This is a genomic window from Massilia eurypsychrophila, assembly GCF_002760655.1.
Classification (GTDB): Bacteria; Pseudomonadota; Gammaproteobacteria; order Burkholderiales; family Burkholderiaceae_D; genus JAFCUW01.
Map to the genome: position 1 here is coordinate 13,414 of NZ_PDOC01000032.1, position 22,132 is coordinate 35,545.

Annotated in this window: 20 protein-coding genes and 2 pseudogenes; 11 read left to right on the forward strand and 11 right to left on the reverse strand. The window is 61.2% G+C overall.

The window, feature by feature from the left end:
- The first annotated feature begins 163 nt into the window (after nucleotides 1–163).
- The 6 genes from CR105_RS25465 (at nucleotide 164) to CR105_RS25490 (ending at nucleotide 5,136) form a co-directional block, all read left to right on the forward strand.
- Nucleotides 164–478, forward strand: coding sequence for a hypothetical protein (locus tag CR105_RS25465; protein WP_099793486.1), 315 nt, complete (start codon nucleotides 164–166; stop codon nucleotides 476–478).
- Nucleotides 479–619: 141 nt separating this feature from the next.
- Nucleotides 620–1,504, forward strand: coding sequence for a KPN_02809 family neutral zinc metallopeptidase (gene ypfJ / locus CR105_RS25470; protein WP_099793488.1), 885 nt, complete (start codon nucleotides 620–622; stop codon nucleotides 1,502–1,504).
- Nucleotides 1,501–2,394, forward strand: a complete 894-nt coding sequence (locus CR105_RS25475; protein WP_099793490.1) for an alpha/beta hydrolase — start codon at nucleotides 1,501–1,503, stop codon at nucleotides 2,392–2,394. The genes ypfJ and CR105_RS25475 overlap by 4 nt, the downstream gene beginning before the upstream one ends.
- 61 nt (nucleotides 2,395–2,455) lie before the next feature.
- Entirely contained in the window at nucleotides 2,456–3,460 is a 1,005-nt protein-coding gene (locus tag CR105_RS25480; protein WP_099793492.1) for a glycosyltransferase family 2 protein, read from the forward strand.
- A 2-nt stretch (nucleotides 3,461–3,462) separates the two neighbouring features.
- Nucleotides 3,463–4,005 carry an HAD-IIIA family hydrolase gene (locus CR105_RS25485; protein WP_099793494.1) on the forward strand — a complete coding sequence of 181 codons (543 nt, stop codon included), beginning with the start codon at nucleotides 3,463–3,465 and terminating at the stop codon, nucleotides 4,003–4,005.
- Between the two features lie 144 nt (nucleotides 4,006–4,149).
- Nucleotides 4,150–5,136 (forward strand): NAD(P)H-quinone oxidoreductase, encoded by a 987-nt coding sequence (locus tag CR105_RS25490; RefSeq protein ID WP_099793496.1) that lies wholly within the window; start codon nucleotides 4,150–4,152, stop codon nucleotides 5,134–5,136.
- Between the two features lie 121 nt (nucleotides 5,137–5,257).
- On the opposite strand, the gene prsT is transcribed toward CR105_RS25490, so the two are convergent.
- Complete coding sequence (gene prsT, locus CR105_RS25495) at nucleotides 5,258–8,035, reverse strand: XrtA/PEP-CTERM system TPR-repeat protein PrsT (protein ID WP_099793498.1); 2,778 nt, start codon at nucleotides 8,033–8,035, stop codon at nucleotides 5,258–5,260.
- Nucleotides 8,036–8,265: 230 nt separating this feature from the next.
- On the opposite strand from prsT, the gene CR105_RS25500 reads away from it, so the two are divergent.
- Together CR105_RS25500 and CR105_RS25505 are read left to right on the forward strand one after the other, a co-directional pair.
- The gene (locus tag CR105_RS25500) at nucleotides 8,266–9,054 is read left to right on the forward strand and encodes a hypothetical protein (RefSeq protein WP_099793500.1); all 789 of its coding nucleotides are present in this window, start codon (nucleotides 8,266–8,268) and stop codon (nucleotides 9,052–9,054) included.
- Between the two features lie 107 nt (nucleotides 9,055–9,161).
- On the forward strand, nucleotides 9,162–9,338 hold the full coding sequence (locus CR105_RS25505) for a DUF3606 domain-containing protein (protein WP_099793502.1): 177 nt from the start codon (nucleotides 9,162–9,164) through the stop codon (nucleotides 9,336–9,338).
- 94 nt (nucleotides 9,339–9,432) lie between these two features.
- Here the strand turns inward: CR105_RS25505 and CR105_RS25510 are convergent, their stop codons facing one another.
- Complete coding sequence (locus CR105_RS25510) at nucleotides 9,433–11,301, reverse strand: AI-2E family transporter (protein ID WP_099793504.1); 1,869 nt, start codon at nucleotides 11,299–11,301, stop codon at nucleotides 9,433–9,435.
- A 198-nt stretch (nucleotides 11,302–11,499) separates the two neighbouring features.
- Nucleotides 11,500–12,141 carry a uridine kinase gene (gene udk, locus CR105_RS25515; RefSeq protein WP_099793506.1) on the reverse strand — a complete coding sequence of 214 codons (642 nt, stop codon included), beginning with the start codon at nucleotides 12,139–12,141 and terminating at the stop codon, nucleotides 11,500–11,502.
- A gap of 287 nt (nucleotides 12,142–12,428) precedes the next feature.
- Between udk and CR105_RS25520 the strand changes: the two genes are divergently transcribed.
- Complete coding sequence (locus CR105_RS25520) at nucleotides 12,429–13,745, forward strand: hybrid sensor histidine kinase/response regulator (protein WP_099793508.1); 1,317 nt, start codon at nucleotides 12,429–12,431, stop codon at nucleotides 13,743–13,745.
- 19 nt (nucleotides 13,746–13,764) lie between these two features.
- On the opposite strand, the gene CR105_RS25525 is transcribed toward CR105_RS25520, so the two are convergent.
- From CR105_RS25525 to CR105_RS25545, 5 genes and pseudogenes are all read right to left on the reverse strand, one after another.
- Nucleotides 13,765–14,181, reverse strand: a complete 417-nt coding sequence (locus CR105_RS25525) for a hypothetical protein (RefSeq protein WP_131021849.1) — start codon at nucleotides 14,179–14,181, stop codon at nucleotides 13,765–13,767.
- Between the two features lie 477 nt (nucleotides 14,182–14,658).
- On the reverse strand, nucleotides 14,659–16,149 hold the full coding sequence (locus tag CR105_RS25530) for an ATPase domain-containing protein (RefSeq protein WP_307189657.1): 1,491 nt from the start codon (nucleotides 16,147–16,149) through the stop codon (nucleotides 14,659–14,661).
- A complete protein-coding gene (locus tag CR105_RS25535) occupies nucleotides 16,139–16,561 on the reverse strand; it encodes a hypothetical protein (protein WP_099793512.1) in 423 nt (140 codons plus the stop codon). Before CR105_RS25535 ends, CR105_RS25530 begins: the two co-directional genes overlap by 11 nt.
- Before the next feature lie 85 nt (nucleotides 16,562–16,646).
- Complete coding sequence (locus tag CR105_RS25540) at nucleotides 16,647–17,627, reverse strand: sensor histidine kinase (protein WP_180288310.1); 981 nt, start codon at nucleotides 17,625–17,627, stop codon at nucleotides 16,647–16,649.
- A gap of 664 nt (nucleotides 17,628–18,291) precedes the next feature.
- Nucleotides 18,292–18,501: pseudogene (locus tag CR105_RS25545) on the reverse strand (transposase domain-containing protein); the annotation flags it as partial.
- Between the two features lie 7 nt (nucleotides 18,502–18,508).
- On the opposite strand from CR105_RS25545, the pseudogene CR105_RS29140 reads away from it, so the two are divergent.
- Both CR105_RS29140 and CR105_RS25555 read left to right on the forward strand, forming a co-directional pair.
- Nucleotides 18,509–18,703 (forward strand): annotated as a pseudogene (locus CR105_RS29140) (transposase domain-containing protein); the annotation flags it as partial.
- 824 nt (nucleotides 18,704–19,527) lie between these two features.
- A complete protein-coding gene (locus CR105_RS25555; RefSeq protein ID WP_099793516.1) occupies nucleotides 19,528–20,937 on the forward strand; it encodes a tyrosine-type recombinase/integrase in 1,410 nt (469 codons plus the stop codon).
- A gap of 4 nt (nucleotides 20,938–20,941) precedes the next feature.
- On the opposite strand, the gene CR105_RS25560 is transcribed toward CR105_RS25555, so the two are convergent.
- From CR105_RS25560 to CR105_RS28560, 3 genes are all read right to left on the reverse strand, one after another.
- Complete coding sequence (locus tag CR105_RS25560) at nucleotides 20,942–21,448, reverse strand: lysis system i-spanin subunit Rz (RefSeq protein WP_099793518.1); 507 nt, start codon at nucleotides 21,446–21,448, stop codon at nucleotides 20,942–20,944.
- The gene (locus CR105_RS25565) at nucleotides 21,449–21,937 is read right to left on the reverse strand and encodes a lysozyme (RefSeq protein ID WP_099793520.1); all 489 of its coding nucleotides are present in this window, start codon (nucleotides 21,935–21,937) and stop codon (nucleotides 21,449–21,451) included.
- Nucleotides 21,921–22,132: DUF7940 domain-containing protein (locus CR105_RS28560; RefSeq protein WP_099793522.1), on the reverse strand; the 212-nt coding region annotated here is incomplete at its 5' end. The genes CR105_RS28560 and CR105_RS25565, both read right to left, overlap by 17 nt.

Sequence of the window (22,132 nt, forward strand, 5' to 3'; positions counted from 1 at the left end):
GCGATAAATCAAAGGTCAGGCTCCCGTCAGTGTGCGTCCTACACCGGCTCGGTCGGTATTCCTATTCTGAACCGTGTAACAATCCTGCATGATGGCAATCTAATATCGGGCGTCACCGCGCCGCAGTTCACCGCATTTTCACTTCCACGCAAAGGAAACCATCATGACCACGTCGAATCAACGCAGCACGGACAACAACCAGACCGACAATGGCAGCAACGAGCTGAACGTGTCGTCGTCGCGTGCCTTTTCGAAAGACGACACCACGTCCACGCCGGACGGCGCGACGCAGGTGCACGCGTCGAACGACGTTGCCGGCGGCCTGCCGAAAAGTCCTGCCGGCAAACACCTGGCCGCCGACCAGAAAATGGACGACGACACCGGCTTGTCGAACACCGTCAACCAGCCGCCGGCCAACCCCGACCGGCAAGACCTGCAGAGCAACGTCGGCCGCCGCTCCGATGGCACGCCGGACTAAGCAGCAGGCGGGGCTGCCCTCACCTGCCGGGGCGCCCCGCCGATATTTCCCAAACGCAGCCAACGTAGCGCTGCCATTCCCAGCAAGCGCGTATATTCTTGGCAAAACCACACCTCATCAATAATTCAGCAGGAGAAGCACATGAAATGGGAAGGCAATCGCGAGAGCGATAACGTCGAAGACCGCCGCGGTGACGGCGGCGGCGGCGGCGGCGGCTTTGGTTTCGGTGGACGCTCGATCGGTATCGGCACCATCGCCATTGCGCTCGTCGGGTCGTACTTCCTGGGTGTGAGCCCAATGACGATCATCAACATGCTCAGCGGCGGCGGCGGCGCCGTGCCGGTGCAGCAGGAGCAAGGGTCGGCCCAGCGCCCGCCCGCGTCCGACACCCAGGCCAGGTTCGTCTCGACCGTGCTGGCCGACACCGAAGACACCTGGAGCGAGCTGTTCCGCGCCCAGAATGCCCAGTACGTCAAGCCGAAGCTGGTGCTGTTTACCGGCGCGACGCAGACAGCTTGCGGCACCGGGCAGAGCGCTTCCGGGCCGTTTTATTGCCCCGGCGACCAGAAGGTGTACATCGACCTGGCCTTCTTCCGCCTGATGGAGGAGCGTTTCAAGGTCACCGGCGAATTCGCGCAAGCGTATGTCATCGCGCACGAAGTGGGCCACCACGTCCAGCACCTGCTCGGCATCGACCAGAAAGTCGCTGCCGTGCGCCAGAGCGGCAATGAGCGCCAGGCCAATGCGGCATCGGTGCGCCTGGAACTGCAAGCCGATTGTTTTGCCGGTGTCTGGGCGTTCCACGCCAACCGCTCGCGCAGCATCCTTGAAAAAGGCGACGTCGAAGCGGCGCTGACGGCAGCCACAGCAATCGGCGACGATACGCTGCAGCGCCAGTCGCAAGGCACAGTCGTGCCCGATTCGTTCACGCACGGCACGTCGGCGCAGCGTGTGCGCTGGTTCAACAAGGGCATCGAGACGGGCCAGTTCGAACAGTGCGACACCTTCAACGAGCGCCAGCTGTGAAGTGGCTCGCGGTCGGCGCCGGCATCGTCGCGCTGGGCTCTCTGGTAGCCTGCTCGCCGCTGACGGCGCTCAACGCGCTGTCGCCGGCGATCGGCTCCGACAGCGACGTCGACATCGCCTACGGCCCGGGCACCCGCAACAAGCTCGACATCTACCGCCCGGCCAAGGGCGGCGCCGCCGCGCCGGTGGTGGTGTTCTTCTACGGCGGCAACTGGAGCACCGGCCAGCGCCGTGACTACGCCTTTGTCGGCCGCGCACTCGCCGCGCGCGGCATCGTCGTCGTCATTCCCGACTACCGGCTGTATCCCGAAGTGCGCTATCCCGACTTCCTCGACGACTCCGCGCAGGCGGTGGCGTGGACCGCGAAGCAGATCGCGGCCTACGGCGGCGACCCGGCGCGCCTGTTCGTCATGGGCCACAGCGCCGGCGCCTACAACGCGTCGATGATCGCGCTCGATCCGCGCTGGCTCGGCAAGCAAGGCATGGCGCCGAGCGCGCTGACCGGCTGGATCGGCCTGGCCGGCCCCTACGATTTCATTCCGATCGTCAACCCGACCGCGCGGCCGGTGTTCCATCATCCGAATACGCCGGCCGATTCGCAACCGGTCAACCATGTTGGCGGCGCGGCGCTGCCGGCGTTGCTGATTGCCGCGCGCAACGACAAGCTGGTCAATCCGGTGCGCAATACTGGTGGCCTGGCGACCCGGCTGCGCGCGGCCGGCGTGCCGGTCGAGGAAGTCTATTACGACGGCGTCAGCCACACCACGCTGGTGGCCTCGATGGCCGCACCGCTGCGCACGCTCGCGCCGACGGTCGATGCGGTGGCGCGCTTTGTCCAGGCGAGCGCGAAGCGTCCCATTGACGCAGGTTCAACCCGCGTGACTCGGTAAGAACTGCCGCCCCGGCGGCATGATCCAACTCGAACAAACAGGTAGTGTTCGTGGGGGAGCCATGCCGTCGACACCAGTAAACGCCGCCGATGCAGTCGGTATCGAAGTTTCGGTGGTTGTCCCCACCGGCGGCAGGCTTGACCTGCTCGACCGCAGCCTCGACGCGCTGACCCGCCAGGACTATCCGGCCGGCGCCTACGAAGTCATCGTCGTCGACGACGAGCCCAGCCGCAACACGCTGCAGCTGGTGGCCGGCTGGCGTGCCCGTACGCTCGAGCGCGGTCCGCGCCTGGTGTATGTCGCCAACGACGGCGCGCACGGGTCGGCGGCGGCGCGCAACGTCGGCTGGCGCAGCGCCCGCGCGCCCATCATCGCCTTCACCAATGACGACACCGTGCCGGCGACCGGCTGGCTGACGCAGGCCATGGCCGCCTTCGACGCCGGCACCGACGTGCTGTGCGGCCGCATCGAAACGCCGGCGCCCGCGCCGCCCGCCGCCGCCGCCAGCGACGGCGACGGCGCGGTCGAATTCGTCGCCGCCAACTGCTTCTGCCGGCGCCGTGTGCTCGAAGCGCTGGACGGCTTCGACGAGCGCTTTCGCGACGGCTGGCGCGAGGACAACGACTTCCACTTCCGCCTGCTGGAGATGAACGCCAGCATCGTCTCGGCGCCGCAGGCCGTCGTCGTGCATCCGGTCAGGCCGGCGGCGTGGGGCGCGAGCTTGTTTCAGCTGCACAAGATCAGCTTCGATGCGCTGCTCTACAAGAAGCATCCGGCGCTGTACCGCAAGAAAATCCGCCGCCTGCCCTGCTGGGAAGATTACGCGATCGTGGCGGCACTGGCCCTCGGTGTGCTGGGCCTGGTACTCGGCCACGAAATTCTCGCCGTCACCGGTTGGGGCGCCTGGCTGGTGCTCACCGCCATGCTGTGCATCCGGCGGCTGCAAGGCGGCACGACCAGCGTGGCGCATGTGGCCGACATGCTGTTCACGTCGGCGCTGATTCCGCCGCTGGCGGTATTCTGGCGCGTGCTCGGGGCCATCAAATACCGTGTCCGCTTTGCCTGACGATGAAGACCGTGTTCCTCGACAAGGAAGGCGCGCTGGTGGACGACTTCGCCGGCCCGTGCCGTTTCACGCTGCGTAGCGGCGCCGGGCCGGCGCTGCGACTGCTGGCGCGCCTCGACTATCGCCTGGTTGTCGTCAGCGACCAGGCGCCGATCTGGATCCGGCCCGGCGGCGACGACGCCATGGCGCCGGTGGCGCACCGGCTGGGCGACCTGCTGTTTCGCGAACGCCTCACGCTGGAAGGCTTTTACCACTGCACCCATGATCCGCAGGGATCGTCGAAGCGCTGCTTCTGCCGCAAGCCGCAGCCGGGCATGCTGCTGACGGCGGCCAAGGAGCTGGCGATCGACTTGCGTGCCTCGTGGATGGTCGGCGCCACCTTGCACGACATCGAGGCGGGCAATCGCGCCGGCTGCCGCACGCTGCTGGTCGACAACGGCCACGAGAAGGAATGGCGGCTGGGACCGCGCCGGGTGCCGACGCGCATTGCCCCGGACCTGTATGCCGCGGCGCTGCTGATCGCCAGCGAAGGGGACATGCTGTAGGCGTTGGCGACTGGCGCCGAAATAGTCGCAAGGCACACGCGCCACGTCCAGGGCCCATGCCGATCCAATCGATGCTCGCTGATCCTTCCTGCACGTCTGCCCAGGCTCTTGTATGCTTTGGCTAACGAAACGAGGAGACAGACCATGCGCGCAATCGAAATTACCCAGCCGGGCCCGCCTGATGTCCTGCAGCTGTGCGAGCGGCCGATGCCGGCCGTCGCGCCTGGCCACGTGCTGATCCGCGTGCACGCGGCCGGCATCAACCGCCCCGACGTGTTGCAGCGCACCGGCAACTATCCGGTGCCGCCTGGCGCGTCCGACATTCCCGGTCTTGAAGTGGCCGGCGAAATTGTCGACGGTGACGTGGCCGGCAGCGGCTTTGCGATCGGCGACATGGTGTGCGCGCTGGTCCAGGGCGGCGGCTACGCCGAGTATTGCAGCGCCGCGCTGTCGCTGTGCCTGCCGCTGCCCAAAGGCATGAGTGCGCTGCAAGCGGCGTCGCTGCCGGAAACGTTCTTCACGGTATGGAGCAACGTGTTCGACCGCGGTCGCCTGGCCGACGGCGAGACGCTGCTGGTGCAGGGAGGCTCGTCGGGCATCGGCGTGACCGCCATCCAGCTCGCCAAGGCCATGGGGCACACGGTGTTCGCCACTGCCGGTTCGGACGAAAAATGCCGCGCCTGCGAAGCGCTGGGCGCCGATCGCGCCATCAACTACCGCACCGAGGATTTTGTCGACGTCGTCAAGACTGCGACCGGCGGCAAGGGCGTCGACGTCATCCTCGACATGGTCGGCGGCGACTACGTTCCGCGCGAAATCGGCTGCCTGGCCGACGATGGCCGGCTGGTGCTCATTGCGCTGCTGGGCGGCGCCAACGCGACGATACCGCTGGGCCAGATTTTGCGGCGGCGGCTGACGGTGACCGGCTCGACACTGCGTCCGCGTCCGGTGCCGTTCAAGGCGCAGATCGCCGCGCGGCTGCGCGAACACGTCTGGCCGCTGCTCGAAGCGGGCACGATCAAGCCGGTGATCTACAAGACGTTCGCGCTGGCCGACGCTGCGCTTGCGCACGCCTTGATGGAGTCGAGCGAGCACGTCGGAAAAATCGTGCTCGAAGTCGCGCCGCGCTAAGCCCAACAAGCTGGTGTCAGGTCTGACATTCGGACATGTCAACGCGAAATACTGGTGTCAGGTCTGACATTCGGACAATTCAACAAGCCAACTGTCCGAATGTCAGACCTGACACCAGAAATTACTGCACTTGCTTGAGCAAGGCGCGCGCCTCGTCGGCCTGCGCGAACTTCATGTTGCCGGCCATGAGCACCTCGAGCTCCTTGCGCGCGGCCGCCTTGTCGCCGGCCTTGAACAAACCCATCGCCATGTGATAGCGGATGTCGCGCGCCTGCGGCGCCAGCGCGCTGGCCTGCTTGAGCAGCGGCAAGCCGCGCGCCGTGTCGCCCTGCTCGACCAGGATCCAGCCGAACGTATCCATCACCACCGGCTGGTCGTTGGCCAGCTTGTACGCCTGCGCGGCAATGTCCGCCGCCCGCGTATCCTGCGACAGCTGGTAGGCCAGCGCCAGGTTGTTCAGCGCCACCACGTTCGCCGGCTGCTGTTTCAGGATCGCTTCGAACTGCGCCGCCGCCGGCTTGTACTGTTTGTCTGCCATCAGCGTCTCGCCCTTGTACAACTGCGCGCGGACATCATCGGGATGCCCGCGCAGCCACGCCGCCAGGCGCCTGCCGCCCTCGTCCTGCCGGCCGGCTGCGCGCAGCGCGTTGACCGACTTGACCATCAGTTCGCTCGTCTTGCTCAGCTCCATCGCCCGCTCGAACGCGGCGAGCGCCAGTTCCGGTTTGCCTTGCGCCATGTTGATGTCGCCCTGCAGCTGGTAGCCGGCCGCCCCTTTCGGGTGGTTGCGCTGCAGGCTGGCCGCCGTCATCAGCGCCAGCTCGTTCCATCCCTTGCGGACATACAACTCGGCCAGCGCCAGCTGGGCCGCCGGAAAATCGGGCTGCATCGCCAGCGCCGCCTTCAGGTAATCCTCGGCCTGCGTGGGCCGCTTCAGCAGCAGGTGCATCGCCGCAACCTGCATCTGCGCGTGCGCCGAACGCGGCAGCGCCACCGCCAGTTTCTTGTAGGTATCGAGCGCCTGCTCGCGTTCGCCATTGGCGAGCTGGCCCTTGCCGAGCAGGTCCAGCAAGTCGGGATTGTCGCGATGGATCACCTGCAGCTTGGCCGCCGTGTCGAGCGCCTTCTGGGTCTTGCCGGTCTGCAGGTACTGGGCGACCAGGTTGACCGCCGGCGCAATGGCGTTCGGGTCGGCCGCGTTGGCCTGCTCCAGCCATCTGGTGGCGTCATCCTTTTTGCCTTCACCGGCTGCGATCGTGGCCAGCGCGGTCATGACGTCAGTGTTGGTCTTGTTGTTGGCAAGGAAGGCGAGCAGCGTTTGGCGGGCCGCCTCCGGCTTCTTCTCGCGCATGTCCAGTTGCGCCAGGTTGGCGGCGGCCGGGAAGTACGCCGGCTGGATCGTCAGCGCCTGGCTGAAGCTGGCGCGCGCCTGTGCCGGGTCCTGCTTGCCGACGTAGACCAGGCCCTTCAGTTCCTGCACGGCCGCATTGTCAGGTTGCGTTTTTTCCAGCGCCATCACGGCATCATGCGCCTTGTCGATATGATTCAAGCTCAGTTCGGTGCGCACCAGCGCGATGCCGGCCTGCGGCGACTTGACGTCGAGCGTGGCGGCGAGCTGCAAATCATTGACCGCCTGCGCCTGGTCGCCGGCCCCGAGCCGGCTCAGCGCCAGCGAAGTGCGCAGCCTGGCCGCAGTCGGCTCCAGCGCGCTGGCCTTTTCGAACAGCTCGGTCGCCTTGCCGAAGTGGCGCGCCTGCATGTACGACTCGCCGGCCAGCGCCAGCACTTGCGCATCCCCCTGCGGATCGTTCAGCGCCGGCGCCAGCACGGTCAGCGCGTCGGGCGTGTGGCCGGTGCGCAGCAAGGTCGACGCCAGCAACTTGCGCGCATACACGTTGGCCGGATTCTTTTCGAGGTAGTGGCGCAGGTGGTGCTCGGCCTGGTGCAGCGAACCGAGGTTCAGGCTGATGGCGCCGGCCAGCAACACGCTCGGCATGTGCTCCGGCGCCACGCGCAACACCCGTTGCATCGCATCCTGCGCGGCGGAGTACTTGCCTTGCGAGAAGTCCAGCAAGGCCTGGGTATAGTTCAGCAGCACGCTGGTCGGCGCGAGTTTCCTGGCGATATCGAGGTCCGCCTGGGCCGACTCGAACTTGCCCATCGCCGTCTTCAGGTAAGCTTTTTCGATGTGCGCCGAACGATGTTGCGGCGCGATCGCCACCACCTTGTCGTACGCTGCCAGCGCCTGCTCCGGCTGGTTCTGGGCGCGCGCCAGATCGCCCTTGAACAGCAGCGCATCGGTATTGCGCGGCTCGGCCGCCGTGGCCGTGTCCGCATAGCTGAGCGCGCTGTCGACATCGCCCGCCAGCACCGACACGCGACCCATGCCGATCAGTGCCGGCGTAAACGTCGGCGTGGTCGCCAGCACCGCCAGATACAGTTGTTTCGCCTCATCGTGCTTGCCCATGGCCAGCAGCGCATCGGCGCGCACGCAGAGCAGCCCGGCACTTTGCTTCACCCGCGCCTCGGCCGCCGTTTCGTCCAGCACTTTCTGGAACAGGCCCTGCATCTGCAAGGACTTGCCCAGCACCGGCAAGGCCTGCGCGCCGCGATAGCCATGCTTGAGCGCCATGCGGATTTCTTTCTCCGCACTGACGCCGTCGCCGATGTCAAGGTAGACCGTGGCCAGCTCGTAGCGCGTCTCGGCATCGTCGGGCACCGTTTCGACCACGTTTTTCAACACGATCGCCGCGGCGTTCAGTTCGCCCTTTTGATGGTAGTTTTTTGCCTCGGCCAGCGTTCCGGTGGAATCGCCCTTGCAGCCGGCAAGCACCGATGCCAGCGTGACGGCGCCCGCCGTACTAAGCCACAGGAAACCCTTGTTGTTAAATAGCAACATCCAAACCCTTCGACAGCAAGCCGTTCAATGATGTTGAATGTTGGCATGTTAGCAGCGTAGTAGCAATAAATTTCCCAGCTACAAGCCTGTGTTACGACGTTTGTCGGGAATTCTTACACCGTCAGACAACGGATTGGATAACTAATCGGTAAGTCGCTGTTAATAAAGAGTTGTTTATTTTAGGCATGATTAATGCTTAAATGATCTCAAACAATAAGGGATCGTCCAAAATGAAAAACCTGTTCAGCGTCGTGATCGCCGCTTGCCTCGCGTTCGCCACGGCCGGCGCGAGCGCCAGCGGCATCAGCGACATCGGCGTGAATGGCTACTGGGGCGGCGATGGCCACGGCTACAACGACGTGATCGGCAACAGCACCTACGACATCCAGGGCGCCACCATTACCCGCGTCGGCAGCATCCTGACGGTGACGATCGCGACCAACTTCGCCGGCCACGCCGGCACCCAGCCCGGCAGCGCGCCTGGCGGCATCGGTTATGGCGACGTGTTCCTGTCGAAGATCTGGAACCCGTTCGGCACCGATTCGCACCACGCCAACGACAATGCCGCCAACGGCACGCTGTGGAATTACGGCATGAGCCTGGATAACCGCTGGAGCAACACCGGCGGCGACTTCAAGCTCTACAAGCTGAACGGCGCCACGAATGCGGCGAATATCTACAATTCCGAGAAATTCATGACCTGCGACATCGGTAGCGAGTGCTACTACCGCAACGGCCAGGCCACCGCGGTCAACCGCGGTTCGAGCACCGTGGCCGACACCGGCCTGACTGGCAAATGGTCCGTCACCACCGACCAGGAACTGCGCTTCGTCATCAATATCGCCTCGAGCGACCTGATGAACTTCGCCTCGTTCGCGATGCACTGGGGCGAGACTTGCCAGAACGATGTCATCGAAGGCGCCGTCAGCATGGTGCCGACGCCTGGCAGCATCCCGCTGATCGCGCTTGGCCTCGGCGCCCTGCTGTTCTGGCGCCACCGCCAGGTCACTGCCGAGTAAAGACAGCAGTAGGCTCGCCGCAAGGTGAAGCAGCGAACAGATATCATTCAAGCAAGCATGCAATCCTCTCGTACCGACAACTTTGTCGCATCTACGGGAGGAAAGCCATGTCAGACAATCTGCAGAAAGCCGGCTCGCAAGACCGCAGCCGCATCAACGTGAACGAAGCGTGGGAAGTGAAGCACTGGACCGAAGCGCTGGGCGTATCGAAAGAACAACTCGAAGGCGCGGTAAAGGCGGTCGGCCCCTCGGTCACGGCCGTGAAGGCGCATCTGGGCAAGTAATCGCCGCCTAAGAAGCTGGGGTCAGGTCTGACATTCGGACATTTCGTGCCGAAAATGTCCGAATGTCAGACCTGACCCCAGCTATTCACTGCGGCTATGCCGGCACCGGCGCCTCCGGCGTCAGCAGCGCCACGCCTTCCTCGTACGTTCGCAGTACCATGTCGACACTGTGCTCGACGATCGACTGGTCGGCGTCCCTGTCGTCGGGACTGAGACGGATCGTCACCATCAACGCTTGCGGCAAACGCTCCCTGAAATGGCCGGCGACCACTTGCCATTGCACCAGCGTGTCCTTTAGCGGATAGGTCAGGAATACGGTCGACACCAGGTCGCTGCGGTCAGGTCCGGGACCTTCGTCCGGCGCCGCGGCCGATACGCTGCGGGCGTCGAGCCCGACTTCGCGCAGCGACAGCACGAACAGCTCATTGAGCAGGTCATCGCGCTCATTCGGCAGCCCGGCGGCCAGCGCAATCGACCCTGGCGGCACGTCGAGGGAACCCTGCCAGCGGCCAAGATGGAGCTGGCGCATCTGGCGCAGGTGGACGCCGACGTTCGCGTCTAACATCGATATGCGGCGCGGCCTGCGGCTTTTTCGCGCACTGCCGGAGATCGGCACGACCGCCTCGGCCAGCGCCGCAATCGTGGCGCGCACCTTGTTTTGCTGCGTCTTTTCGATACGCCCGGTCGCATATTCGTCGGCGCCGAGCGCGAGGCCTGGCAGCAGCACCTGGTCGCAATAGCGGGCGAAATTGAATTTGCGCAGATAGGCGTGGGCATCGCGAATGATCGCGTCCGCGTCGCCCGAGATGATGCGGTGATAGAAGCGCTGCGCCTCGCTGGTGTTGGGCGTGTCGGCAAACAGGATCGTGATTGGCTCGAGCGCGCGCACGTGGCGGCCGGCGACGACGAGGCACAGCGTCAGCGGCGTCGACAGCAGCAGGCCGACCGGCCCCCACATGGCGCCCCAGAACAGCGCCGACACCATCACCGCCAGCGGCGACAAACCGGAACTGTGGCCATACACCTTCGGTTCGACCACGTTGGCGACGATCAGCTCGAGGCCGACGAATATCGCCACGCACGTCAGCGCCAGCGTCCAGCCAGGATCGATGGCGGCGACGAACAGCGCGATCGCCGCGCCGGCGACCAGCGCGCCGAGGTACGGCACGAAGCGCAGCAGACCGCTCAGAGCGCCAAACAAGGCTGCGTGCGGCACGTCGGCGGCCCACAGGGCGGCGCCGACCACGGTGCCGAAGACGACGTTGACCAGGAACTGCGAAAAGAAAAAGCGCGACACGCCTTCCGTGGCGTCGCCCAGCGCGCGCATGGTGCGGCCCACTTCCCCCTTCCCCGCCAGGCGCACCACGCGGTCGCGCAGCGATTCGTGTTCGAGCAAGATGAACACCAGCAGCACCAGCACCAGGCCGGCTTTGCCGATCGGACCGGAAACCAGCGACAGCAAGCGCGTGACGGTCGCGGTGGTGGACAATTCAGGCGTGCGGATCTCGACGGCGATGGGCTTGTTCTGGCCGGCCGCAAGGGTCGCCCCGCCGCGGCGGGTCGGCGCCGGGGCCACTGGCAAGGCGGGCGCCACCGCGCGCAGTTCGGCCTGAATGCGCGCGAACGGACGCTCGGTGATTTCCCTCACCGTTTCGAGCTTGGTCTGGATGGCGGCGCGGTACTGCGGCAAGTCGGCGGTGACGGCGACCATCTGCGCGGCCAGCACGATGCACACGCCGAGCACGCACACGCTGCTCAGCAATACCGCGATCAGGGTCGACGGCATCTGCCCCATTCCTGTCCTGGCGAGCGCGCGGACCAGCGGCGCCAGAATCAGACTGAGGACCAGCGACAGGGCGAGCGGCTCGAGGACGTCGCGACCGAAATAGAGCAGGCCGAGGATGCAGGTTGCGGTCAGAACGGAGCTCGACGTCACCTTGGAAAATGAAGCGCTGCTACTCATTGGCGGGCTCGCTGCAGGAAAGGCGACTATCCTGTCACTGGGTAAAACGTTGACTATAACCAAAAATTGAGACCGCAGCAAACGCCGGGTTACTCACGCGCAATACCCCCTGCGGCCTGTCCAGAACGCATTCGTCGTCGACAAGATGAACGAAGGCGCGGTGGCTGCGGCAATTGCCGGGACCATCAGGCGATCGGATCAGCGCTTATTCAACTGGCCGATGACGCTCGCCACCTTGGTGGTGATCACATCGACCGCCGGGCCATTGGCGCCGTGCGGCAGGATGACATCGGCGTGGCGCTTGGTCGGCTCGATGAACTGCTTGTGCATCGGGCGCACCGTCTCCAGGTACTGGGCAACGACGCTGTCCACCGAGCGACCGCGTTCGGTGATATCCCTTTGCATGCGGCGGATGAAGCGCACATCGGGAGCGGTGTCGACAAAGATCTTCAGCGACATCATCTTGCGCAGGTCCGCGTCATACAAGGCAAACAGGCCTTCGATCACGATGACCGGCGCTGGTTTCACCGGGATGGTCTTGGCGGAGCGGTTGTCGATCGTGAAGTCGTACTGCGGCATGTCGATCGCCTCGCCATTGCGCAAGGCCTGCACGTGCTGTACCAGCAGTGGCCAGTCGAAGGCCTGCGGATGGTCGTAATTCTGCTTGCGGCGCACTTCGGAGGAGAGATCGGATTGGTCGCAGTAGTAATCGTCCTGCATCACGACCGATACCATCTCGGCGCCGAACGAAGCGAGTACTTGCTGGGTCACCGTCGACTTGCCACTGCCGCTTCCGCCAGCGACACCAATGACAAACGGAAGATTGGATTTCTTGTTCATCCCCGAATGATACCGGAGCGGCGATCGAACTGACAGGGCTGACAGCCTGAAGCTGGCAATTCAAGGTTCGCAAGACAAGCGGCGAGTGCAGCTTGCAAGGGACGGATCATCAACGACTCTTCGCTGCCCACAACGCAATGTACGCAAGCCAGCAGACCCATCTATAGTTCAATTGTAAATTTTACATCTTACCGATAGAATCATATGGCGCCGCATCAGTGCGCTACCTTTGATGCGGCAAGCAGCATTGGCCGAGAGGACATGTACCTTGGGCGACAGGATCAGCTATGCCAGAGCAGACAGGTAGTCAACGTGCAACAGGCCAATTTGGTGTGCAGCCGTGCGGCGATGTCGCTCTGGAGATGGAGCGGAGCGCGCTGCTGCACGCATCGGCATCGGAACGCGACCTCTTGCTCGCGCAGAACGAACTTCTTCGCAGCGCCAATGAGAATTTGTTGCTTGCAACTTTAGACGCGCAAGATCTGCGAGACGAAGCTGAGGCCACGAATCAGCGTCAGAACGAATTTCTGGCGATGTTGGCACACGAACTGCGCAATCCGCTCGCGCCGATCAGTTTTGCTGGCGCGATGCTAGGGAAAATTGCGTCGCCATCGCCGCAACTGCTACACGTGCAGAAAATAATCGCTCGCCAGGTGGCACATCTCTCGCGCCTGCTAGACGACTTGCTGGATGCTGCCCGCATTAACAGCGGAAAAATCGCCTTGTCGCGCAGTACTATTCCCTTGGCTGAGCAGCTCGTTTGTGCAGCTGAAACCGTTCAGGAGCGCATTGACGAGCGTGGCCAGCGACTCGAACTTCATCTGCCCTCCGACGCCATATTTTTGGACGCCGACCCTGTGCGCCTGGCGCAAGTTTTTTCCAACCTGTTGGTCAATGCTTCGAAGTTCACCCAGGACGGCGGCAAGATTACCTTGTGCGCATGGCTAGCAGGCGACGTTGTCAAGATCACCGTCGCAGATAACGGGGCGGGCATTCCGGCCGAGGTCATCCCTAGCATATTCTCCCTGTTCACCCAGGGACCGCGCACCTTGGCGCGCTCCGAAGGCGGATTGGGCGTTGGCTTGAACGTCGTGCGGAACATCGTGGAAATGCACGGCGGAACAGTTGAAGTATCCAGCGAAGGACCAGGTCATGGCAGCGTATTCACGTTGACCTTGCCGATTCTTCCGGCTCCCGCGCCGCGCGAAGCTGCCATCGCGCAGAAGGGGTCGGGACAGCGCAGCCTGCGCATATTGCTGGTCGAAGATAACCTCGACGCCAGCGAAGTGTTAAGGATGTTCCTGCAATCGGAGGGGCACTCCGTTGTGACTTCACCTGATGGGGTCGCTGGACTGGCAGCTGCCTGCACGCAGGACTTCGATGTGCTCATCTGTGACATCGGTCTGCCCGGCATGGATGGCTACGAAGTGATCGCTAGCTTGCGCGCCGGCGCGAAAGCACGCATTCCATACGCCGTCGCCACTTCAGGCTACAGCCGACCCGAGGATAAGGACCGCGCCCTCGCGGCTGGGTTCCAGCAGTACCTGGTAAAACCGATCGATGTCGATACTTTGTTGAGCCTGATTTCATCTCAAGCGGATTGACGGTGCCGGCCCGGTCGAGTTAATTGGTCTTTGGTGCGTTCTGCGCGCAGTTACATACGAATTGCACTGTCAGGGTTGTCCCGATCAACGCGAATAGCAGGTCGATGTAGGTGCTCAACAGGGAACGCGTTGCCGCCTGCACCTGACTTTCAGTTTGCCGCATGGAGACAGATTCAAACAGGATCAGCGGGCTGTCGCAGACGCCCTGAGGATAAACAATCGGCAGCCACGGTATCTCGTGACGACCGGCGTCCAGGCTGCGCATAAACAAAATCTGAACTTGGTCGTGGCCGATCAACGGCGAAAGCGTGGCGAACAATTTGTGCCAGATCGCCAAGTAGTCAGCGCGCAAAGTCAGCCGAGACTCATCATTCACGGTCTCCATCAGCGCCTGCACTAGTTCGCTTCTCAACATCATGTGGTCGTGTTGCAGCACGGAGATTCGTGCTCTTAGGGACAGGCTACCAAGGATGAACGCGCGGCGTCGCGCGCTTCAACCGAGTCGAAAACACCGACCGCAACGCCCTGATCCAGAAGCGCTTGGCAGCGGGCCTCTCCAGCTGGAATGAAATCATGGAGCTAGTAGGATGCAGTCGTGGCACCGTTACTAAACAAGCCGCTCTGTTGAAGGCATCGGCCCAGGCCTCACGGGCCCCTACAGCCCGCCAGAGCCTCACGCCAGGTCTGACACACCAGCGTAGCCCACCAGCCCCAGCGGCCCCGCCTAGACCCTCTGCAATATTTTTAAACCGGGCCACGGGCGATTTGCCCCTGCCACCGCGGCATTAGGTAACGCGTCCGACCTCCCCTATCTGACGTTGCCCAGATAATACGTGGGTATATTTCTTGCCGCATGGGGCGAAGCGTGCCCGCGAGGGCGGAACGCCAAATCTATTTTTGAAGCCCTTGTCCGTCAGGATAGCGTCGGTCCCTTCTTTACACGTGCCGCGCGGTTCCGCCGCACCGGCTGACCCGATAAGATTCCGCTGTATCCGGTCAGGCGTTCGCCAATTTTAATGTTGTCGCCTTCGATATCGAAGAAACGAACATCCTTGCTATGGTCGCTGCCTCGAACTTTGACCACGGAAATGACGCGCTTGAACTGTCCGCTCAACTCGACATAGCGCTGCATGATAATCGCGTCGGCAAGGAATGCGTTCCCATACGAACTGAACCGCAGCACAGTGTAACGGTCTTCCAGTTCGGCGGTCATCAGCACAGTTGCCCCCATCCCTGTTAGCACCGCTACCAGCCGGTACAAAGATTCGCGGAAATTGTCGCGGAAGACAGGTGATAACGCTAGCTCGAACCCCGACAGTGAATCGATCACAACACGCGTAGCCTTTTTCTCCTTTATCAACCGGACCAAGTCGTGCAAAATCTCGTCGAGGGACAAGTCAAGGGTACGAGTATTGATAATGCCCACACATCCCTGTTCGACCAACTTAGCAAGTTTGTGGCTCAAAAGCTGGTTCGGGCTTTTCTCAAAAGCTGCAATTACCCCAGTTTCGCCCAGCCGTGCGCCTTCCGCGAGGAAGGAAGTGGTCAGAATGGTTTTTCCTGAACCAGACGGTCCCACAAGGAGCACGGAATAACCCGCCGGGATGCCTCCGCCTATCATCGCATCGAGTTCCGAAACGCCGAGGGCGAGGCGTTGCCCTGTAGCGAGACGCGGCCGTTCCGTTTCAGGTGCCTGCAACATTGCTCGCGGGAAAATCTGGACGCCACTGTCGTCGATCCGGAAGGTGTGAGTCCCAAGCTTCTGTGATACGCCCCTCATCTTGACAACTTGGATCTTCCGCACCATCGAGTCGCCACGAACTAATTGAGAGAGCCACATTATCCCGTCAGCCACCGTAAACACGGGTCCCGATTCCTCTTCGGGCTGAAGGTATTCGCCGATGAGAAATGTTGTCGCCTGCCAGCTCGTCATCTGCATTCCCAACTGCTGAACGAAATATTGCAAGTCGGACGCACCTTGGTCGGTAGATCGCGCCGAATGAACCACTGAACGGAACGAATCGACAAACACGAGGCTTGGTCCAAAATCCTCTACCTCGGCGGTGATACGTTTGAGCACTCGCTCGAAATCGCCGTCGATCATTTCTTGCGAAAGGTTAACAAATTTGATGCAGCTATCGAGCTTGTCAAAATCAAAAAAATCGAATTGCTGCTGGTAGCGAAGCATCTTCAAAGGTGGTTCGCCGAGCACGGTGAAGAACAACGCTCGACAATCAGGTGCGGCAAACGCAAACATTAACTGGTGGGCCAGCGTCGTCTTACCACTTCCCGGCATTCCCGCGATAAGATTGAAAGAAAATTCTGGGACACCTCCGCCCAACAGGTCGTCAAACCCGGGTATCCCGGTGACAAGTCGCCTAATTTTTACTCGCTTACTCATCATGCTGTTCCTTGCTGCGTTCAGGTGCGCGTGCGCCACTAATTGCAGAGCTAAAAATTACCGTTGTAAGATGCACGCCGATTAGAGATTCGAGGACGCCGATCAAAGTGTCGAAGAGAAGCGCACTCGCTTGGCCGGCTTGTTCCGGGCTCTGCCGTTCTAGACAATCACGCATTGCGGCGAACTCGGAATCCAAAAGGGCAATTTGCGGACCGAACTGGAACCAAGGATATGTAATGACCACGCGTCGGGCGGCACGCAGCAGCAACAGCTCAGTCCCTTGAGCGCCTATCAGGTGCCTCAATGACTTAGCCAAACTTTCTAACAACCTTACGCTTACGCAAGCGCACTTATCAGGGTCCTCAAAAAGCGCATGCCTGATCAACTCGCGTAGCGTTTGTTCATCTGTTGCCATATGATTCACGGATGTTTGATTTTTTGATTATTGTTGTCTGACCATGCTCCAGCTATCTCAGGATGAGTGCCGGGTCCCACGCCTACTACTCATGGCGCCTTGCCTGTTCGTCCTCACCCGATAATTGTAGGGCGCTGGTAGCGACGCCCCACAAAGGAAGCATCACCACGAATTCGCACCCGCGCCCAACTCCTCCACTTTCTACCGTGACAGACCCACCATGCATTTCGGCGATTGTTCTAACAAGTGACAGGCCGATACCTAATCCGCCGGACAAGGAATGCTCCGAAGCGTTTTCGCCTTGCGAAAACAAGTCGAAAATCCCGGCCTGAAACTCGAGCGCGATACCCCGCCCATGGTCTTTGACCATCACTAAAACATTTCCGCCCTGAACCAAAGCAGTGACCCAGACCGTAGCGTCAGCGTTCGAAAATTTGCTAGCGTTATTCAAAAGATTGGCAAACAGCTGCGATAGCCGAACCATATCTCCAAGCAGAACAACCGAGGGCGGCACATTAATATGAACGACTTGGCCGCGCTTTGCCAAAGCTGGCAGCGCAGTTTCGAGCGCGCTGTCAAGGACATCATTCAGCAGGACCAAACGCGTTTGCAATGAAATCTTACCGGTTTGGACACGTGACGCATCTAGCAGGTCGTCCACTAGACGAACGAGGTGTGCGACTTGTCGCCTCGTGATGGCGAGCAACTTGCCGACGCTTGGGTGGGTCAAATGCAGGCTTTCCATAACAGTGTTAGCAACAGCGATCGATGCCATCGGATTGCGCAATTCGTGCGCCAGCATAGACAAGAAAACAGTTTGTCGCGCATTCACCGCCTCGGCTGCCATCATGGAGTCCTGAGCGCCGAATGTCGCTAAAATCAAGTGGTGATTGGCCTCTCGTAACTCATTCAGTTGTTGCAGGTCTGGCTTCGCGGATTCACTCTCATGTAGAACCTTCAACTGTTGCTGTAGTGCTCCAACCGTATTTCGAAGGACATCGTTTTCCCTCGAAAGATTCTCGATTTTTTTGCGCAACACGGCGGTCTTTGCGGGCAACTCTAGCATGGTAGGGTTGTACTCTGCGGTTGGGTGCGTTGGAACGACGTCTGCCGTAGTCTTACTATACACTTGCCAGCCCGTACCAGGCGCGCCATTGAGCCTTTGAGCCATCCCCAAGTCGACGGGGCAGCGTTGGCGGCCTCGCCGTGGCTCACAACCTCTAGAATGCCCCTGCGGCAGCAGCGCGGCGGCTGCCGGTCCCGCATTTCAGTCGCGTTAAGAGCGATAACGCGCGGAGACCATACTTCCGTAGTGCGAGCATACAGGGAGTTACAAAACATGCAAGACGCAAAGACCGAATTTCTCGACGAGCCCTTATGTAGCCGCTCTTCCACGACTACGAAGGCAACACCATTGAGATCGAAGCTCATCAAGTACCGCCTAACGGATTCTAGCGTGCCCGTTGGAAAGTGCTTAGTGGTCGACTTATGCACTGCAACGTACTTGAGCCCGCCGATGCAAAAATGAGGCGGGTAGTTGAGGCTATTGCTCTCGAAAAGGCCCATCGCCACCTGTCGCGACTCGTGGGATCATGTACCCATCCGTAGCTGGCCACTCTTCAAAACCAGGCACGTTTTGCGTACACTGCTCACCACCGACAATTCATTGCTGACTTCACGACCCAAGCCCTGCACAGTAAGCGTCCGGCGGCCCCACCTTGCCGGGCGGTTTAGTTTTGCTTAAGGTTCGGGAATGGCAGCAAAGAATCGATCTGACTGTTAGGGCACGTCGGGAGACGTTCCAAAGTGCTGGCCAGCCATTGCAGCGGATCGAGCCCATTGAGCTTGGCGGTGCCGAGTAATGACTGGATGGCGGCGGCGCGCCGACCGGCACGCGCCGAACCGGCGAACAGCCAGTTTTTCTTGTTATGGATAGATGGCCATAACAAGAAAAACTGGCTGTTCGCTGGCTTTGAGCGCGCCGGGCGGCGTGCCGCCGCGATCCAGACCCTGCTTGCCACCGCCAAGCTCAACGGACTCTAACCATTACGCTGGCTCAGCGAGACACTCGAAAGACTGCCCACCTGCCCGAACAGCAAGATCAACTCCTTGCTACCGTTTGCACAGTCTAGCCAACCCTAAGCCGCATTCATAGGTGGATGGGCCGGACGCTTACTGGCCAAGTCGAGGGTATAGAGGAACTATCTAGAGTCATTCATCGTCTTGAGTGAAGATGCCCAGATCTGCTGGAATCGTGCAATTCCAGCTAGTCCGACTCCGGACGTGTAGTGATGAAGGAGGCTATCAGTGTGGGCCATATAGGACGTGGCAAGTGGGTTTTGAGAGATTGCAGCGCATATTCCACTGAGGATCAGGGAACCAATCCGCGCTCCTTAATTTATGGTTCATGAGTACAGTGTGCATCATTGTTGATGCGTGAGGCAAGGAATACCGGCTTCCGAGCGCCAGAGGCGCTAACTGGCTTTCCCTCATCGAATTACGACGATTTCAACACCACTTGTAGCAACGGTCTTGCATAAGTAATGGCCCTTTTCGATATCGGCCTTGGCTACCGCGACTCGGCCAGCGCCTTCGACACGCTGCGACATTCCGCCCCGTCCGTCGCACCGGCCGAGCTTTTCGCTCGTTGACGCAACTCAAGGGCAAAATACGCCAAATCTGTGCGGGTCATTCTGGGGGGGCAAACGCGTTAGCTCATGAAAATGGCCAGCAATGCGGCTGGCCTAAGGCATTGATTTTATTGGTCGGGACGGAGTGATTCGAACACTCGACCCCTTGCACCCCATGTACATCTCCACTCGTTCGCATATGTTCGCAAACGCCCTCTCCCCCGCAATAATTCAATAATAATCAAACACTTAAATCAATATGTTGTACGCATGAGTCCGAAGGCGTACACTCCCAGCCAGAAGGAATTAAGGCAAATTTAAGGAAAGTCCGTACTTATGGCAAAGATGACAGTGCACCAGATCGCAGCGTTGAAGCCACGAGACAAAGCTTACAAGCAAAATGCCGATATCGGACTGCAACTAAGGGTATCTGCAGCCGGCAGCAAAGTATGGATCGTACAATACGTGGTAGGGGGCAAGCAGCGCGAATATCGAATTCCTAGACCCTTTGGTCCGGCGACGGACCATGCGCACCTGTCACTTGCCGATGCCCGTATGGAGGCAGATCGGATAAGGGCAATGGCGCGCGCTGGGGTTGATTTTCAGGTTGAAACCCTACAGGCTCTGGACGCAGAGGCGCGGCGCGTAGCCGATGAACAGTCTGCTGAAATAAGAAGAGCCGAAATAGATCGGACAGAAAACCTAACCGTGCTGGACATGTTCGACGCTTGGTTACTTAACGGCGTGAGCCGCAAGGACGACAACGCCGAGCTAAGGCGTTCATTTGCGGCCGACGTCCTTCCGAAAATTGGAGCTATCCCAATTAAGAGCCTGACAGAGCACGAGTTGCGCGCGGTGCTGCGCGCGATGGTTGACCGCGGCGTCAACCGTGCTGCGGTAATGGTCCGCAACAGTCTGACACAAATGTTCGCGTGGGCTGAGAAGCGCCAGCCCTGGCGCAAGCTGCTGGTCGACGGCGACCCGATGGACCTCATCGAGATCAAGAAAATCGTCAGCCCCGACTACGACCTCGACAACCAGCGCGATCGCATTCTCTCCTCTGCCGAGATTTGCGAACTGCGCGAGATCTTTGCCCGCATGCGTACCGAGTTTCATTCGGCGCCAAACCGGCGCGTCATAGTGCGCCCGGTCGAGCAGGTCACGCAATGCGCGGTCTGGATCATGCTCTCCACGCTGTGCAGGGTGGGCGAGATGTCAATGGCCCGGTGGGAGCATGTCGACTTGACGGCTGCCGAGTGGTTCATCCCAAAAGCGAACGTCAAGGATAACGTAGCGGACTTGAAGGTGTATCTGTCGGCCTTCTCGCTGGAGCAGTTCCGCCAACTGCACAAGGAGACGGGGCATACCGACTGGTGCTTCCCGGGCCGGGGCGCAGAGCGGCACTTAGATGTGAAGTCGATCAGCAAACAGGTCGGCGACCGCCAAGCGATGTTTAAGAAAGCCAAGGACGGCAGCGCACGAAAGCCCATGGCGAATCGCCGGCACGACAACACGCTGGTGCTCGGCGGTGGTAAAAATGGCGCCTGGACACCGCATGACTTGCGCAGGACGGGCGCGACGATGATGCAGAGCCTCGGCATTTCGCTCGAGCTGATTGATCGGTGCCAGAACCACGTCCTGGCCGGTAGCAAAGTACGACGTCACTATCTTCACCATGACTACGCAGAAGAGAAACGGGAAGCGTGGCGAATCTTGGGGGCGCGCCTATCCGAGATATTGGCATGAACGCCTACCTCACGGTCGGCTCGCCGTAGTGCCCCGCCGCCCTCACCCACGCCTGCAGCGCGCGCAGGCGCTCGGCCAACTCATCGGCTCGCTTCGTTAGATTGAGAAGATCTTCAGTAACTCGGTCCGGAAGCTTGACGGTGGCGGTGGCGGCGTCATCAAATCGGCCGGCGCCTGGGCCTTCGACGGCTCCATTGGTTTGACAAATTGCGCGGGGGACGCGCAGCCCGCCAGCAGCACGGATAGCAGCACGAGCAGCGTCATACTGCTGCGAAAGTGTGGCGATGGCTTTTTCATGGTCGGCAGATGCCTTTCTGGCAGTGGCTTCGTTGAATTTCTGGAGGCGGACGTAGCGGTCCTGTGCGGCCGCCATTTCCTTTTGTGCGGCTGCGGCGGTGGCGAGTTCCTTCGCCTGCCAGGCGGTGCGCTCAAGGCGCTTTCCGACGCTTGCGCCGCCGAGGCAGAGGGCGATGGCCAGGACGATGCCGCCGATGATGGTGTAGGGGTTCATCTATTTCCTCGTCAGGCAGATTTCGATGGCGCGCAGCCGGCGCAGGATCAGGCCTTTGATCGGGGTCTTGACGCCGTTGCGAACGATGCCGTTCCATGCAAACAGCGCGGCGCACGAGCCGACGACATCGCCGGCATTGGCAAGGCGCGCCATGCTCGATCCGCAGAAGCCGACGATGCCGATGTTGTAAGCGGCGTCTACGAAAGCGATGCGCTGGCCGAGCGTGAGCCGAGACATCGGCGCACAGGCGTTGACGCCCTCAGCGTGCCGCGCGAGATCGTGATCAAGCTGCGCATTGCATTCCGCGTTGGTGTAGACCCTGCCAGCCATCGCGTTCTCGGTAGCTCCATCGCAGTACGTGAGCACACCGCCGATGTCCCGGTAGGTGGTAAGTTCGCGGCCCTCTTGCGCTGGCGTGAAGATCAGCAGTGCGGCTGCCGCTCCGGTGCCAACGATGGCGGCAAGGCTGCGGTTACTTGGTCGGACCATCGCTCAACTCCTTCTGCGCCATCACGCGCGCCACCATTGCCGCCGTCGTCGCAAGGCCCGAAAGCATCGCAAACGCGCCGGTTGGAATGCCGTCAGGCTTGACCATGCCGACATAGACCTCAAGCGCGCCCAGGACGAGCGCAGCCGCGTTGAATTTCAGGCTCCATGCCTTCTTGACGATTGCGCGCCAGTCGC